This is a genomic window from Haloferax namakaokahaiae (genome assembly GCF_042663225.1).
In the GTDB taxonomy this organism is placed as follows: domain Archaea; phylum Halobacteriota; class Halobacteria; order Halobacteriales; family Haloferacaceae; genus Haloferax; species Haloferax namakaokahaiae.
On the sequence record NZ_JBHTAA010000002.1, the window covers coordinates 137,162 to 153,650 of the forward strand.

At 59.8% G+C, this 16,489-nt stretch carries 14 protein-coding genes; 7 read left to right on the plus strand and 7 right to left on the minus strand.

Translation table 11 applies throughout. The annotated features are described in order from the left end of the window. Position 1: 1 nt before the first annotated feature. From ACFQJC_RS06450 to ACFQJC_RS06465, 4 genes are all read left to right on the plus strand, one after another. Positions 2-1,024, plus strand: coding sequence for an ABC transporter permease (locus tag ACFQJC_RS06450; protein WP_390222483.1), 1,023 nt, complete (start codon positions 2-4; stop codon positions 1,022-1,024). A 45-nt stretch (positions 1,025-1,069) separates the two neighbouring features. Then, complete coding sequence (locus ACFQJC_RS06455) at positions 1,070-2,119, plus strand: ABC transporter ATP-binding protein (protein WP_390222485.1); 1,050 nt, start codon at positions 1,070-1,072, stop codon at positions 2,117-2,119. Next, a complete protein-coding gene (locus ACFQJC_RS06460; RefSeq protein WP_390222487.1) occupies positions 2,116-3,174 on the plus strand; it encodes an ABC transporter ATP-binding protein in 1,059 nt (352 codons plus the stop codon). The genes ACFQJC_RS06455 and ACFQJC_RS06460 overlap by 4 nt, the downstream gene beginning before the upstream one ends. 113 nt (positions 3,175-3,287) lie before the next feature. Beyond that, complete coding sequence (locus ACFQJC_RS06465; protein ID WP_390222489.1) at positions 3,288-3,506, plus strand: hypothetical protein; 219 nt, start codon at positions 3,288-3,290, stop codon at positions 3,504-3,506. A gap of 82 nt (positions 3,507-3,588) precedes the next feature. Here ACFQJC_RS06465 and ACFQJC_RS06470 read toward each other — a convergent pair whose 3' ends face one another. Further along, positions 3,589-4,719: an enolase C-terminal domain-like protein gene (locus tag ACFQJC_RS06470; protein ID WP_390222491.1), complete on the minus strand. Its 1,131-nt coding sequence runs from the start codon at positions 4,717-4,719 to the stop codon at positions 3,589-3,591. A gap of 59 nt (positions 4,720-4,778) precedes the next feature. Then, the gene (locus ACFQJC_RS06475; protein WP_390222493.1) at positions 4,779-6,206 is read right to left on the minus strand and encodes a sulfatase family protein; all 1,428 of its coding nucleotides are present in this window, start codon (positions 6,204-6,206) and stop codon (positions 4,779-4,781) included. A gap of 56 nt (positions 6,207-6,262) precedes the next feature. Between ACFQJC_RS06475 and ACFQJC_RS06480 the strand changes: the two genes are divergently transcribed. Then, the gene (locus ACFQJC_RS06480; RefSeq protein ID WP_390222494.1) at positions 6,263-7,873 is read left to right on the plus strand and encodes a glycoside hydrolase family 28 protein; all 1,611 of its coding nucleotides are present in this window, start codon (positions 6,263-6,265) and stop codon (positions 7,871-7,873) included. A gap of 200 nt (positions 7,874-8,073) precedes the next feature. Further along, positions 8,074-8,490: a GlcG/HbpS family heme-binding protein gene (locus ACFQJC_RS06485; protein ID WP_390222495.1), complete on the plus strand. Its 417-nt coding sequence runs from the start codon at positions 8,074-8,076 to the stop codon at positions 8,488-8,490. Between the two features lie 59 nt (positions 8,491-8,549). On the opposite strand, the gene ACFQJC_RS06490 is transcribed toward ACFQJC_RS06485, so the two are convergent. From ACFQJC_RS06490 to ACFQJC_RS06500, 3 genes are all read right to left on the minus strand, one after another. Beyond that, on the minus strand, positions 8,550-9,407 hold the full coding sequence (locus tag ACFQJC_RS06490; protein WP_390222496.1) for an SMP-30/gluconolactonase/LRE family protein: 858 nt from the start codon (positions 9,405-9,407) through the stop codon (positions 8,550-8,552). Between the two features lie 85 nt (positions 9,408-9,492). Beyond that, complete coding sequence (locus ACFQJC_RS06495) at positions 9,493-10,212, minus strand: class I SAM-dependent methyltransferase (protein ID WP_390222497.1); 720 nt, start codon at positions 10,210-10,212, stop codon at positions 9,493-9,495. Next, entirely contained in the window at positions 10,212-11,096 is an 885-nt protein-coding gene (locus ACFQJC_RS06500; protein ID WP_390222498.1) for an aldo/keto reductase, read from the minus strand. The genes ACFQJC_RS06495 and ACFQJC_RS06500 overlap by 1 nt, the downstream gene beginning before the upstream one ends. A 930-nt stretch (positions 11,097-12,026) precedes the next feature. On the opposite strand from ACFQJC_RS06500, the gene ACFQJC_RS06505 reads away from it, so the two are divergent. Beyond that, positions 12,027-13,091: a mannonate dehydratase gene (locus tag ACFQJC_RS06505; protein WP_390222499.1), complete on the plus strand. Its 1,065-nt coding sequence runs from the start codon at positions 12,027-12,029 to the stop codon at positions 13,089-13,091. 69 nt (positions 13,092-13,160) lie between these two features. Here the strand turns inward: ACFQJC_RS06505 and ACFQJC_RS06510 are convergent, their stop codons facing one another. Both ACFQJC_RS06510 and ACFQJC_RS06515 read right to left on the minus strand, forming a co-directional pair. Then, on the minus strand, positions 13,161-14,099 hold the full coding sequence (locus tag ACFQJC_RS06510) for a dihydrodipicolinate synthase family protein (RefSeq protein WP_390222500.1): 939 nt from the start codon (positions 14,097-14,099) through the stop codon (positions 13,161-13,163). Positions 14,100-14,199: 100 nt separating this feature from the next. After that, positions 14,200-16,452 carry an NADP-dependent malic enzyme gene (locus tag ACFQJC_RS06515; protein ID WP_390222501.1) on the minus strand — a complete coding sequence of 751 codons (2,253 nt, stop codon included), beginning with the start codon at positions 16,450-16,452 and terminating at the stop codon, positions 14,200-14,202. Positions 16,453-16,489 lie beyond the last annotated feature (37 nt).

Consider the following 16,489-nt stretch of genomic DNA (forward strand, 5'->3'; position numbering starts at 1 on the left):
GATGAGCGACGCACACTCTGACGATTTCGACCTGGAGGACCTCTACGACGAGGGAATCGAACCGGACACCGAATCGAGCAGCGAGCGCCTCAAACGGGCTATCGAGATGAACGTCCTCGCCCCGGCGCGTATCGCCATCGCCGACTGGCGTGCACTCGTCGGCGGCGCGATTCTCGCGTTCTTCCTCCTCATGGGGACCGTCGGCGTCTGGCTCGTCAAACGACCGACGAGCGGTGATGCACCCGTACTCGCAGCACCGTTCGAGTCGCTGGCGTACCCACTCGGGACCGACGTGTTCGGACAGCCGATTCACGCCCAGCTCATCCACGCTACGCCCGGCATGTTCAAGATGATCTTCGCGGGCGCAGTCGTGAGCGTCGGGTTCGCCGCAATCGTCGGCGTCGTCGCGGGCTTCGAACACGGGTCGCGTATCGACTCGTTCTTGATGACTATCACCGACGTGGTGATTACGATACCCGGTCTGCCGCTCATCATCGTCATCACCGCCATCTTCCAGCCTGAGAACCCCTACATCGTGGGGGTCTTCCTCGGTATCGACAACTGGCCGGGGCTGGCGAGAACGGTCCGTTCACAGGTACTCAGTATCCGCGAAGAGTCCTACGTGGAAGCATCTGAAATCATGGGCATTCCGATGACCTCGATTCTCCGACGCGACATCCTCTCGCAATTGATGCCGTACGTGATGATCAACGGCGCGCTCACCTCTCGGCGCATCATCTTCGAATCGGTGGGGCTGTACTTCCTCGGCATCTTGCCCTTTACCACCTTCAACTGGGGTGTGATGATGAACCTCGCCTACGAGGGGAACGCACTCACCCGCCCAGACATGCTCCCGTGGATGGTCGCGCCGATGGTCTGCATCTTCCTGCTATCGTTCGGGCTCGTCCTCCTGTCGCAGGGACTCGACAGCCTGTTCAACGTCCGCCTCCGTGCGCGCCACGTGAACTCCTCGAAGAAGCGCACCTCGAAGAGCAACACCGCAAATGCATCGCAGGGAGACTAACTCCGAGCGAACACCTATTACCAGACAATGACTACACACTCAACAATGCGAACGTCGAATCAGAACGACTCGGACGTGGTGTTCGAAGTCCGGGACCTCGAAGTCACATTCGGCACCAAGCGGGGCGAATCGAGAGTCGTCAGAAACGTCGATTTCGATATCCACCGCAACGAGACGCTTGGGATGGTCGGTGAGAGCGGTAGCGGAAAGTCGATGACCTCGTCCGCGCTGATGAACGCAGTCGTCAGCCCGGGCGAGACCAGCGGCGAGGTGACTTACTACCCGCCTGACGGTGGCGAACCGATATCCGTTCTCGACCTCGACGAAGACGAACTTCGAAGGTTCCGGTGGGGCGAAGTCGCCATGGTGTTCCAAGGTGCGATGAGTTCGTTCAACCCCGTCAAGAAGGTCCGCGGTCACTTCGTGGAGACCTTAGAAGACCACAACCGCGACGTCGAGGCGGGACTGGAACGCGCCCACAAAATTCTCGGTGACCTCTATCTCGACCCCGACCGCGTCCTCGATTCGTACCCGTACGAGCTTTCGGGTGGGATGAAACAGCGCGCGCTCATCGGTCTCGCGCTCATCCTCGAACCGGAAGTGCTCGTGATGGACGAACCGACCGCCGCGCTCGACCTCTTGATGCAGCGGTCTATCGTCGCGCTCCTCAAGGAACTCAAAACGGAGTACGACCTGACGATTATCTTTATCACCCACGACCTGCCGCTGTTGACGAAACTCGCCGACCGACTCATCGTGATGTACGCGTTCGATATCGTCGAGGTGGGTTCGACAGACGACATCCTCTACGACGCCGCACATCCGTACACCCGTTCACTCCTCAACGCCACGCCGGATTTGAAGGCCCCAATCGAGGAGATGCAGTCGATATCCGGAGCGAAACCGGACCCCGTGACCAACGTTCCGGGGTGTTCGTACCACCCGCGGTGCCCGATGGCGACCGAGGCGTGCAAAGCCCAAGAGCCGCCGATGGAAGACCGGAGTGCGAGCCACCGAACGGCGTGCATTCACCACGAAGACGTGAGCGACGAGATTCCGATTCCAGCGAAACCCATGGAGGGTGAGCTGCAATGAGTTCCGACGACAGTGTCCTCTCGGTGGACGATGTCTCCGTGAAGTTCACGAACAGCGGCGGGCTCCTCGACATGTTCGGCGAGAAAGAGACGGTTCGCGCCGTCGATGGCATCTCGCTCGACATCGGCGAGAACGACGTGTTGACGCTCATCGGTGAGAGCGGGTGCGGAAAATCGACGCTCGGAAAGACGCTCATCGGCGCGCAAAAGCCGACGAGCGGTTCGATTACGTACCGCGGACAGGACATCTGGGAGGCGAAAAACGGGAAGAACCCAGCCATCTCGTTCTCCGAGATTCGACGCTCGCTCCAGATTATCCACCAGGACCCCGGTAGCGCGCTCAACCCGAACCAGCGAATCCTCACGTCACTGATGCTCCCGCTGAAGAAGTGGAACCCCAACCTCGGGAACGAAGAGCGGAAAAAGCGGATTTACGCGCTCCTCGAACGCGTCGGCTTGACGCCCGCCGAAGACTTCGTCCAGCGCTTCCCACACCAACTGTCGGGCGGCGAAAAACAGCGTGTCGTGCTGGTTCGGTCGCTCTTGTTGAACCCCGACGTCATCCTCGCCGACGAAGCAATCAGCGCGCTCGACGTGAGCCTTCGTGTCGAGATGATGGACCTGATGCTCGAACTGCAGGACCTCTTCGATACCTCCTACATCTTCATCAGCCACGACCTCTCGAACGCGCGGTACATCGCCGAGAAGTCCGGCGGTCGAATCGCCGTGATGTACCTCGGACGAATCGTCGAGGTCGGCCCGATAGAACAGGTCATCGGAGACCCACAGCACCCCTACACGCAGGCGCTCAAGTGGGCGACACCGAACCTATACGGCGAGGAAGACGACGACCTTCCGATACGGAAAATCGACATCCCTGACCCGACGAACCGACCGAGTGGCTGTCACTTCCACCCGCGGTGCCCGAAGGCCCGCGAGGTGTGTCAGCGCGAAGACCCCGGTCAGTTCGATGCCGGTGACGGACACGGTGCACGGTGCTTCCGCGTGGACGACACGCACGAGTACTGGGATAGCCCGAGTATCGTGGACGACTAACTCCGCATCCCCTCCAGAACCGGTTCGAATCCCTCTACACTCGAACGATTCGCGGGACGGTCAGCAATCGAACAGTATCTATTTGTGTGTGGACTGCTACCGTTGAACTACCCATGTCTATCAGTACTTCGCGTACAGAAATGGCACGTAAGGCCGTGTCGTCGAACCGGAACTTCGTTCTCACACTCCTCGCAGGTGTGTTCATGATCGTCCTCGCCCGTTTCGTCTTGGACGGGACGCTCGCTGGAATGTTCGGCGTCTGGGGTATCTCTCTCGTCGCCGCAGGCGTCGGTGGATACCTCCTCCTCTACCTGTGGTCGGCGTACAACTGAACTCGGTCTCCAGTCGGTTCCCAAGAGCACGTCGTGGCCGTCGAATCGTCAAAAAATAGTGTCTGTCAGGTGTGACGCCTCGTCACTCGACGGTGTTCGCGTCGATGTACTCCCAGTCGAACTCGTAACCGAGACCCGGCGACTGCGGCAGTTCGACCGTACCGTTCTCGTCGATTTCGTCCGGTGGGTGTTCGAGACCCGGGAAGTACGTCTCGTAGTCGTGTTTTGGGTGCAATAGCCCGCGTTCGTAGTACCGACCGGGGAACGCCATCGTCCCCAAGAGTTGGAGGTTTGGTGCGTCTCGACCGTGAATCTCGCACTCGATGTTGAACGATTCGCACAGGCCGACCGCCTTCAGCGCGGGCGTGATTCCACCCACGTCGTAGACGCCAACGCGGATGATGTCGGCGATGTCGCGCTTTATCCACTCGGCACGAGTGTGCATGCGTCCTTCGGCCGTCTCGGGTCCGACGACGGCGATGTCGAGTTCGCTGGACAACCACTCGTAGGAGGACATCGAGTGTTCGTCCATCGGTTCTTCTATCCAGCGGAAGTCCAGTTCTTCGAGCGCTCGGCCGATTTTCTTCGCCTCACTACGACTGTAGAAGTGGTGTGCATCGAGCATGAGGTCGATGTCGTCGCCTACTCGTTCGCGCACGGCGCGACAGGCGGCGATATCTTGGTCGGGGTCGTCACCGAACGGCGGCATCCACGTGTGCAGTTTAATCGCCTGATAGCCTTCCTCGACCAGCTCCTCGGCGAAATCGGCGTACGCTTCGGGCGTTCCCAACCCCGTTGGGTCGTCGTCGCCGACCATCGTACTCCCGTAGGCCGGAACTGAATCGCGTGCGGCACCGATGAGCTGATACACCGGGAGGTCGGCGTGCTTGCCGGCGATATCCCATAGCGCACAATCGATTGGAGCGACCCGCTTGTCGGTGAGCGTTCCCTTGTTCAATCGCTCGGCGCGGCACAGTCGTTGCCAGAGCTTCTCTCGATACAACGGGTTCTCGCCGACCAAGTGGCGCTTTGCGAACTCGTTCGCCGCTTCGTGGCCGCCACGACAGTAGCCGTCCGGGCCGCCATCGACGACGACGTGGGTAATCGTCCGCGTCGTTTCCGTCGGTTCGCCGGGATGCCCGTGGCCCTTCTCGTCGGAGTCGATGTGGGACTCACAGGTGAACCGAATGGTACGGATGTCGCTAATCTCCATCAGTGGTAGTCGGTCACGAGGAACGATAATAAAATTACGGAGAGGGAGGCGTCTCGAAGTTAGTCGAGCACGTCCGCGGGGTGGTCCGGATACGGTTCTCTCACGAGGCGACCCATGTCGATCTCTTGGTAGGGTGCGCGGCAGAGCCTCTCGTTTTCGACGAATTCGGTCGCCCCGGCGTCGGTTAACTTCGTCGCCAACTTCGTCCGTAAATCCGCAACTCGCTCGGGATAGTCTTCGCTGCACTCGTCGAGTTCGTTCGGGTCGGTATCGAGGTCGAACAGTTGCTCGCGGCCGCCGTTGCGCATGAAGACGTACTTCCACGACCCTTCGCGGACCATCGCGGTGAAGTTCGGCGGGAGTCGCGGCGTGCGGTGATACCCGAAGAGACGCGCTCGTGGCTCGGCGTCGCCGCGAATCGTTCCGAGAACGTCGGTTCCGTCGCGCAGTTCCGGGTCGCCAGCGGCGGTCGTGGCGATACCGAACAGGTCGGTCAGAGCCACGAGGTCGTCGCGTCGCTCGTCTTTCGGCAGTTCGCTCGGCCAACTCACGAGGAACGGGACTCGACACGACTGTTCGAAGAACGACGATTTCTCCCACCCGCGGTGGTCGCCGAGCAGTTCGCCGTGGTCGGAGAAGAAACAGATCAGCGTGTTGTCTCCATCGGGGCGAGACTCTACCGCGTCGAGGAGGCGACCGATGTGCTGGTCTACCTCTGATATCATGCCGTAGTAGTGTGCTTTGATGACGCGGACGGTGGTGTCGTCGATACCTCCCTCACGTGTCGTCCAGAAGTGGTGATTCTGCGCTGGAATCTTCTCGTCCATGTGGTCGGTTTCGATAGCGCCTTCGACCGGGTTCTGGAGTCGCTCTGGGTCGTACATGCGGTCGAACGGCGGTGTAGCGCCGAACGGCGGGTGGGGCGGTTCGTAGGAGACGAGTCCGAAGAACGGTTCGTCGGTGTCGTCTTCGATGAGTTCGACCGCGCGATCGGTCATCCACGCCTCGTAGTTCGATTCGGGTGGGAGGTTGTTCTGTTGTGGGAGATGAACCATCGCTCCCTGCCGGGCGGTCGTCTTGACCTCGTGGCCGGTGTCGTCGAAGAACGCCTCGAAACTCAGTCGCGTGTCGTAGCCGAGGTCGATTTCCCGCGGGTGAGCGTGATACTTCCCGACGAGGAAGGTACGATAGCCTCGTTCTCGCATTGCCCGGGCGAGGAACGGCCCACACGTCTCTTCGAGGTGGCGGGCGTCTCGTTTCTCGTTTCCGAGGTACCCCGTCGAGATTGCCTCACATCCGGTTCGAATCGTGTGGCGTGCGGGGATGCAAATCGGGTCGGGGGAGTAGGCGTTCGTGAACGAGACGCCACGTTCGACCAGTCGGTCGATGTTCGGTGTGTAGATTCGACTGTTTCCGAGTGCCCGAATCGTGTCCGACCGTTGCTGGTCAGTCATCACGAAGAGGACGTTTGGGCGAGCAGCACTCACAGTCGATTACCGACCACCAGTAGTATAAAGATAGGTCACCGCGAGGGTACTCGTACATGCCGCCGACACCGAGTGACTTCGACGTGACAGCGTACGGTGACCCGACCGACGACTTACACACCGAGGCGTTCCAAGCAGCCATCGACGACTGTTCGGACTCTGGTGGTGGAACCGTGCGTATCCCAAGTGGAACGTACACCACCGGAACCATCCACCTCCGAAGCGACGTGACGCTCTATCTGGAGGCCGGCGCGGTCGTCACGCCCGCGAAGGACGAAGCCGAGTACTCGTCGAAGTACATCGGTCCCGACAACGAACGCATCTTCCTCTTGGCCGAAGACGTTTCGAACGTGACCATCGCCGGCGACGGCGAGTTCGACGGTCTCGGAACCGAGTTCATGCGGATGGACACCCCGATTCAAGGACACTCCAACGAGAGTAACTCGCATCCACTCATCTCGAACGGCCCGCACGAAGCCAGACAGGGAGATGCGTACCTCTCGAAACTCCACGGAACCGAGGGATGGCCCGTCGCCAAACCCGACTTCAGACCCGGTCCGATGTTCCGGTTCAACCACTGTACGAACGTCTCAATCCGGGACGTGACACTTCGAGATATGCCCGCGTGGACGCTGTCGTTCCACGGCACCGAAGAAGTCGATATCCGAGGCGTGGACATCCTCAACCACCTTCTCATCCCGAACTGCGACGGTATCTCGCTCGGCGACACGCGCAACGTCCACATCTCAGATTGCACCATCCAATCCTGCGACGACAGCATCACCTTCGGTGCGCGACCCGACGAACCGACGACCTGTGAGGGAATCGTCGTGACGAACTGCACGCTCAGGTCGAGCGCCTGTGCCATCAAGTTCGGCTCGGGGACGGACGATACGATTCGAGACTGTCTGTTTCAGAACATCGTCGTCCAGCAATCGAATCGTGGACTCGGAATCCAACACCGTGACTCGGGCGTCGTCGAGAACGTGCTGTTCACGGATATCGCCGTAAACTCCAACTTGCAACCGGGACCGTGGTGGGGGAAAGGCGAACCGATTTACGTCACCTCGGTGCCGCGAGACGAAGACACCGACCTCGGTGGGATACGAAACGTTCGCTTCTCCAACATCGTCGCGCGCAGCGAGAACGGTGCGCTCGTCTACGGGTCCGAAGAGTCGGACATCGAAACGCTCGAATTCGACAACGTCCGCATCGAACTCACCGGAAGCGAGTACGAAGACGAAGTCGGCGGGAACTTCGACCTCCAACCGACCTCGGTCGTCCTTCCGATATTCGAGAACGACATCGCTGGCGTCCACGTCGAGAACGTTCGGGACGTGACGATGCGAGACGTGACCGTCGAATGGGGCGACCGACTCCCCGCCTACTACCAGAGCGGGATGGCGTTCGACACCATCGACGGTCTGGTCGTCGATGGATTCGTCGGCCGCCAGGCCCACACAAAGGGCGACGCCGCCGCGCTCTCGTTGACTTCGACCACCGACGTATCGATTCGAAATTCGAAGGCGACAGCTGGAACCGGGACCTTCCTCTCACTCGAAGATACCACCGACGAGCGGCTGTTCGTGAACAACGACCTCCTCGACGCGGACGACGCTGGTGACATCGAATCGTTCGAGCGGTCGGGGAACGCGCTCCCGCGGTGATGATGTTTCGAACACGGTAGTCAAGCTACTCGAAGGGCAGTCGAACGGACCGGCCCGGGAGCGTCATCCGCTTGCTGGCGCTCCGCGACCTCGGTGTTGTCGAAAAAAGGCCGGGATAGACACGTCTCTCGCCTGCGTTGAGAACGGCAGTTCTCCCCGTGAGCGGAGGTTTTATGCCCCGAAACGACAATCATCGTTCGATGGTCGAAGAGCTAACGCTTTCAGAAACCAAGACGATTCTCGACGCAGCAGAAGAGAAGGCGCTCGAACTCGACGTGCCACTGAACCTCGCGGTGACGAACAGCGAGGGGAACCTCCTCGGCTTTCGACGAATGGACGGTGCAAAACTCGTCGCAAGCAGTATCGCACAGGACAAAGCCTACACTGCCGCCGCAGTCAAAAAGCCCACGCACGAACTCAAAGAAGCCGCCGAACCCGGCGGTGACGTGTACGGCCTGCAATCGACCGACGGTGGCCGTGTCGTCGTCTTCGGTGGCGGATTCCCCGCCGTCCACGACGGCGTCGTGGTCGGTGCCGTCGGCGCGAGCGGCGGCGCGGTAGAAGAGGACATGGCCGCCTCACGAGCAGGACTCGACGCGTTCGAATCGCTTCGGTAGGTTCGACATCGGTCACGTCACTCACGGTTCCCAGACGGGACGGACCCCGTCGCCATTTTTCAAAACCGAGTGTACCCCATCAGGTCTGTCTCTGCCGCGTAGAGGCTTCCAGTCAGGTCTGCGACGTAGAGCGTCGAGCCGTCCGGACCGCCAAAGGTACAGTTCGTCGGTCGGTTCTCTGGAAACGGATGACGGGCGAGCACTTCACCAGTCGGTGAGAAGACGTAGAGCGATGGGCCGGGACCGCTCTCTTCCCACCCAGCACAGGCGACGATTTCACCCGACGAGGTGAGCGTCATGCCATCGATTCCGCGGTGGTCGCCGAAGTCGTGAAGGATTTCACGGGGGCCGAGTGAGCCGTCTGCTCGAACCTCGTACGCACGCAAATCTGTCTCTTGGTCAGGTCCATAGGTGCACTCAGCCACGTAGAGGCGCTCTTCGTCCGGTGAGAGGAGGATGCCATTCGGGCGGTCCATCTCGTCTGTCAAGTGAACGAGATTCCAGCCATCGTCGGTCTGTTCGGCGCGGTAGACCGACGTGTGTCCGAGTAAGCCTCGGTCCTTGTCGTCGGGGTCGGTGAACCAGATGTCGCCATTGCGGTCGATTTCGAGGTCGTTCGGACCGTTGAGGGGCGTTCCTTCGAACTCATCGACGACGACAGTCGTCGGCCCGTATGGGTCGAGCGCGGCTATTCGATGACTCTCAGCTTCACACGCGAACAACTCTCCGTCGATCCCTTCGTGCAACCCGACGGCTCCCGCTGTCGATTCGATGTAGGTGCTCGTCGCTCCGGTCTCGTAGTCGTATTCGAGCACCTGATTCGCCTTGATTTCGGTGAATCGAATCACTCCATCGGTCCAGATTGGACCTTCGGTCGCCTCGTTGGGACCAGCGACTCGTTCAAATTCCCACGACATTAGCTACACGTAGTCCAGACTGTCTCTTAAACCTCCGCGGAACAGACAAACTCGCCGCTGGTCATTACCTGTCAGGGGAAACTCATCATTGGCTCGATCGAAACGAGACACTGTACATTCGTCCCGTCGATTCTGACCCAATCGAAGCTACGATTCGCTCGAGTTCGTCTTCGAGTGGCGATGCGAGTTCGTCTGCCACCTCTTCCAGTAACCGACTGGTTCGGTTAGCATGCGCCCTCACGTGTTGTTTCGTCCATGGGACCGGTTCGAGAAGCGTCTTCCGTCGGCCGACGCTCCACCCCGAGCCGACGAACTGCTGTCGAAGCACACGTTCGGGATAGAACGTGAGTGCCGGCGTGTCGTCAGCGAGTTGGCTCGCGGCGTTTTCGAGACTGAAAAGGTTCCAGATTGCGGCGCCTTCCGGCGGTGGTTCGTAATCGTCTACGATTAGCCGACAGCCCGGTGCCGCGACTCGTGTAAACTCCGAGACTACGTCCCCGAGAGACGTGGGTGGAAGCACGTTGAATAGCCCGTGTGCAGTGATTATCTCGACGCTGTCGTCTGACAGCGGAATCGCGCGCAGGTCTGCTTCGACGACGGCCGTCCGATTTGGATACGCACGGCCGATTCGGTCGTGAACCAATTCCGCGTGGACTGGATTGTTCGTCACAGCGTAGACTCGGTCCGCACCTTCCTGAAGGAGACCAGCGGTCGTATTTCCGACTCCAGCACCGGCTTCGAGACATCTCGCGTTCTCGACCGGTTGGTCGGACAGCGCTGCACGAACCGTCGTCGGGACGTCCATCAGTGGTGGAGTTGCTCGGGGACGGGACTCTCGTCGTGTCTGAGGCGTTCGATGAGCGACCGTTGGGCGGCCTCGTCCATGCCATCGTACCGTCGAGCGGCATCGAGTACCATCGCAACGAGCTTTGGGTCACCGGGTGAGACCACGCTCGTCAGTCCCTGAGTCGCCGAAAAGTCGAACCGTTCACGAATCTCTTGTGGTGTGTCTACGGGTTCGTACCAGTTCGCGTATGGTCTGTCCTCGGCTGGAAGTTCTTCGACGGATGGCCACCGTCCTTTGGCGAATGCTTTGATACCGAGTGTTCCGATATTCTCCGCTTCTGCTCGTTCGAGTACGCCGGCGTAGTCGTGCTCAGCGTCGTCTTTTCCGACGACTACTGGATTCATCGGGAACATCAGCGATTCGAGGTCGTCGATTCGGTCGATAGCGTCTTTGATCAAGTCAGGATTCCCGTGGCTGGTCAACCCAATGTGCCCGATTCGACCCTCCTCTTTCGCTTCTCTGAAGGCTTCGAGCGCGCCACCTTCTCCAGTGATTGTGTCGAGTTCTTCGGCGTATTCGAGTCCATGGACCTGGTAGAGGTCGATGTAATCGACACCGAGACGGTTGAACGAGCGTTCGAGCATTCGTTTCGCTCCTTCGTAGTCCCGTTCTTGGGTTTTACAGCCGAGGAAGATGTCGTCGCGGTGTTGCCGAAGCTTCGGGCCGAGTTTCAGTTCTGCGTCACCGTAGGTGGGTGCAACGTCGAAATGGTTGACGCCGTGTTTGAGGACCAGTTCGACGAGTTGGTTCGCGCCCTCCTGTTCTAACCAATTGAGTGCTATCGCCCCGAACGTCGCAATACTGCTGTCGTGTCCCGTCGCGCCGAGTGGTCTCGTCTTCATATCACAGACGACGGACCAGAGGAGCAAAAGTGTACGTCGAAATTCGACCGCGACTAGACAGTTCTCTCCGTTCGCATGAGCGACACTCTGGAACAACCTCGGATGGCGGAAGTGTTGCGTGCCGCCCCACCGCTCATTTCGAGTGTGAGTATAGTGCGAATTCACCAGCGCCCGACTCGGCTTCTTCGGAATCGACGGAGTGTGTAGCTCGAAATTCCACGGCTATTCGGTCGATTACAACCAAGTGGAGTCACGCGACCTCTACCGAAATGAATGTAGAGCGAAGAATACCGAAGTAATTGTCAAAATCAGATATATCTTCGTCTGATTATATTTAGTCCAGTACCCGATAGAAATCGCATCGCGCTTGGCGAAGTCCACTCCACTCGACTTTTGTTAATGTGTATAATTGTGCAGAATATGTTAGATGCGGTGGGGAAAATTCCAATTACTACCCAAAACCACAGGATTTTTAATTTGTCTCAAGGTACGTATAGGATTTTCACTGGGCCACTTCGAATATCAATAGTATTGTAATTAAAGTATATTCTTCAAAATCTAACATTATTTGTGGGCGTCTCTCACAAGTCGGTTTTGCGGAAAATGTCCCGCAAATCAGGGCGAGGTAATCGACACTTGGCTCTATTCTCACTTCGATTACGAAATATTGACCTGTTGGAAAATTGCTATTTCGGTGCTCTCACCCCCTGGTGTTTCATAGAACTTTGTTGTTCGTAGTACGGTTTCACCCAGTTGTAACCCTCGGGGATCGATTGCCGTCATCTGACACACAGTAAACCATCTCTAATTCACCTCCTACCGTTCGCCTCGTGAGGACCAAATCACCAGATATTGACCCCCCAACTTTCAGTCACGGCCGGCACTCTCCATCCACGTTTTTTATATCGTGTCTGCGTAGACAGTATCGATATGGCCGAACGCACTGCTTGCTGTAGTGATGAGACTACAAAACCGATCCGAGTCGGTGTCCGGACCCGGACGCTCTCGAACGCTCGACTACGGTACATCCGTCAACTGGGCGCAACCGACATCTTCGTTGACCATGCCGATACAGCGGAGGAACCCGACGAGTTCAATGACCGTGATGGAACAGAGACTGTCGCCGTTGGCCGGGACGCAATCCCATCAGTCGAGGAACTGGACGCGGCGAAAGAACGCGTCGAGTCTCACGGATTGACGCTCACCGGTATCCAGTCGCTCCCCTACTCGCTCTACGGCGATATCATGTTCGGCCGCGATGGAAGAGAGGAGGCACTCGACCAGATTAAGACACTGCTTCGTAACCTCGGCGAAGCCGAAATCCCGATCCTGGGTTACCAGTGGAACCCCCGTGGTGTCGTCCCGATGCGGACGCGGCCAGTGAAACTCCGTGGCGAGGCGGAGGGGACCGCCTTCGACCTTGAGGAAATCGATAATCCCGACGCCCTTGCTCCCGGTATCGACCGCGAGTACACTGAAGAAGAGTTCTGGGACAACTACGAGCGGTTCCTCCAGGAAGTACTCCCCGTCGCTGAGGAGGCCGGTGTCCAGATGGCACTTCACCCGGTAGACCCACCGGTCATCGAGTCGTTGGGTGGAATCCCCCGCCTCTTCCGCAATGTTGAGAACTTCGAACACGCGATGGAACTCGTCCCGAGCGACAACCACGGGCTGAAACTCTGTCTCGGTTGCTTCTCTCAGATGGGCGAAAACGCGAACGAGATCATTCGACGGTTCGCCGAAGACGACGATATCGTCTTCATTCACTTCCGCGATGTCGTCGGGACCGTCCCAAAATTCAACGAGACGTTCGTTGACGAAGGGAACTTCAGCACTGCCGAAGCCGTCGAAACGCTCGACGATGTTGGGTACGATGGTGTGGTCATCCCGGACCACGTGCCGAAGATGGAAGGTGACGACGACTGGCGTCACCGTGCGCGCGGGTTCACTATCGGATACCTCCGCGGTGTCGTCGATAGCGTCCAGCGTAGCTGAGGTTAGCTCACCATCATCTCCCAGACGTACGGCTAATGGTCCTCATTCCGGGTGCCAGTCCGCATCTACTCAGCCGACGAGTCGTTCGATGTCGTCGTCCAGTTGGTGGTAAATCTCTTCGAGTTCAGTTTCTTCTTCGGTCGTGAGTGGTCGAAGCGGTTCTCTGACGTCTCCACCGTGGAGACCAGAGAGTTCGAGTCCAAGCTTCACTGCCGGGATGCTAACCGCCCCGCCGAGCGTGTTGTGCTGCCCGGTTCGTCCCCGGAAATTCTGATACGGGAGACAGGCGTTCCGGAGCCGTCGCGCACGCTCCCAGTCGCCAGCGGTGAGGGCATCGAACAGTTCGAGACCGACTTCTGGCCGAAAGTTACTGACGCCCGCAGAGAACCCCTCGATTCCCTCGACCCAGTAGCTCACCGCGTACGGTTCGGCGAGCCCGTCTATCCAGACCACGTCGTCAGCCCCGGCATCGACCGCCGCACCGAGTTTCACCGGGTCCTTGATGGCGTACTTGACCCCGACGACGTTCTCCAGTCGTGTGAGGTCCGCGAGGAATTCGACAGATGGGTCGAAGCCACGGACGTACGGGACGAACGGCGTCTCCGTCTCGGCAGCGAGGGTGGCGAAGTAATCCAACAGCCCACGTTCGTGGACGTAGGTGTGGTCCGGTGGCATGATCATGTGCCCATCGACGTCGAGGCGGTCGTAGGCCCGTACGAGTTCCCGAGCGGCGCTGGTACTGCCGCCAACACCGGCTAACACACACGCGTTGGACGGCAATCCGTCGAGGCCCGCTTCGGTGACCTCGCTCCGCTCGACCTGCGATAGCGAGTGGTATTCACTGATGTTCGCAGCCGCGAGGAACGTTCGGATGCCACTCTCGTAGAGTGACTCCGCATTCTCTGTAATCTTCCAATAGTCGATACCCCCAGTTCGGTCGAACGGTGTGAGGAGCCCGGCGGCGACGCCCCGTAACCGCTCTTTGACCTTGCTTTCTGCTAGCGGCATTAGACTCATGACTCATGCGTTGCTTGATAAAACCTCCGCCGGCGTCAGCGGCAGCGTGTTCGTCCCCACATTCGGCCGAATGGTTACTCTCGAAGTCGTTCTACTTCTGTGCGTCGGCCACGGCGACACCGGCGAGGTTGACGATGTCTTTCACCTCGTCGCCGCGCTGGAGGACGTGGACCGGTTTGTCCATGCCGACGAGCATCGGGCCGATGGCCTCCGCGCCGCCGAGGCGCTGGAGCAGTTTGTAGCCGATGTTGCTCGCTTCGAGGTTCGGGAAGACGAGTACGTTGGCGGGACCGTCGAGGTCCGCGAACTCGTAGGTGCCGGTGAGCATCTCCTCGACGAGCGCCGTGTCGGCCTGCATCTCACCATCGACCGGGAAATCGACTTCAGGGTCGTCGTGGAGTGCTTTCACTGCATTCCGTGGTTTGCGGACGCCCTCGTTATCGACGCTGCCGAAGTCCGAGTACGAGAGCAGTGCCGCACGGGGTTCGACGTTGAAACGGCGAGCGAGTTCGGCGGTGTGTTTCGTCACTTCGGCGAGGACGTCCTCGTCGGGGTCGAGGTTGACCGTCGCGTCGGCGCAGAAGACGACGCGGTTCTTGAACGTCAGCATGTAGACGCCGGCCGCGTAGTCGGCGTCGTCGGCCGTACCGATGACCTGTAGTGGCGGGCGGAGCGCAGACGGATAGTGGTGGGTCAGCCCGGTCAGCATCGCGTCGGCGTCGCCGGTCTCGACCATCACGCTGGCGAAGTAGTTCGAGTCGTTCTGGACGAGTTCGGCCGCCTCTGACTTCGTGAGGCCCTTGCGCTGGCGGCGTTCGTAGAGTGCGTCAGCGTAGTGGTTCCACTCGCCGTCGTTGGGGTTGGCGATGACCGGGTCGAAGTTGAGGCCGAGCGCTTCGGCCTTACGCAGGATGCGCTTCGTCCGGCCGATGAGAATCGGTTCGGCGATGCCCTCTTCGACGAGTCGGTTCGCCGCTCGGATCATCTTCTCGTCCTCGCCTTCGGCGAACGCGACACGCTTGGGGTCGGACTTCGCCTTGTTGAGGACGACACGCATCATCTCGCGGGACTTGCCGAGTCGCGCTTCGAGTTCCTCGCGGTACGCGTCGAGGTCGATTTCCCGCCGCGCTGCGCCGCTCTCCATCGCCGCCTTCGCAACGGCAGGTGTCACCTCGTAGAGCACCCGCTGGTCGAGCGGTTTGGGGATGAGGTAGTCTGGTCCGAACTGCAGTGGGTCGTCGCCGTAGGCCTTGACCACCGAGTCCGGAACGTCCTGCCGGGCGAGGTCGGCGAGCGCCTCGGCGGCGGCGCGTTTCATCTCCTCGTTAATCTCGTCCGCGCGGACGTCGAGCGCGCCGCGGAAGATGAACGGAAAGCCGAGGACGTTGTTGACCTGATTCGGGTAGTCCGAGCGCCCGGTCGCCATGATGACCGTGTCCTCGCGGGCTTCCTTGGCGTCCTCGTAGGTGATTTCGGGGTCGGGGTTCGCCATTGCGAAGATGATGGGGTCGTTGGCCATCGACCGGACCATCTCCTGACTGACGATGCCGCCGACCGAGAGACCGACGAAGACATCCGCGCCCGCGATGGCGTCCTCGAGTTCGCCGTCGTCTACCCCGCGAGCGAACGGTTCGGTGAACTCGTTAAGCTCGCCGGCTTGGACGCGCGACTCGGAGAGAATCCCGTCGATGTCGCACATCGTGATGTTCTCGCGGGGGATGCCGAGCGAGACGTAGAAGCGGGCTGTCGCCGTCGCCGCCGCGCCCGCCCCCCCGAACGTGACGCGGAGGTCCTCCAATTCTTTGTTGGCGATGTCAGCGGCGTTCAGGAGGGCCGCCCCGGAGATAATGGCCGTCCCGTGCTGGTCGTCGTGAAAGACGGGAATCGACATCTCGTCGCGGAGACGAGACTCGATTTCGAAACACTCCGGGGCTTTGATGTCTTCGAGGTTTATCCCCCCGAACGTCGGCTCCATCGCGGCGACGGCTTGCGTGAACGCCGCCGGGTCCGCGAGGTCGAGTTCGACGTCGAACACGTCGATATCGGCGAAGCGCTTGAACAGCACGCCCTTTCCCTCCATCACTGGCTTCGACGCCTGCGCGCCGATATCGCCGAGACCGAGCACGGCCGAGCCGTTCGAGACGACGCCGACGAGATTCCCCTTGGCAGTGTACTCGTAGGCCAGCGTCTCGTCGTCGGCGATGTCGAGACATGGTGCGGCCACACCGGGCGAGTAAGCCAGCGAGAGGTCTCGCTGGGTGTTCGTCGGTTTGGTCGTCGAAATCTCGACCTTTCCGGCGGGTTCTTCGCGGTGGTACTCCCGTGCGTCGTCTTCTAGCGTCATGCTCTATCTTACTGTCGAGGCTGGAACCCTCTTGATT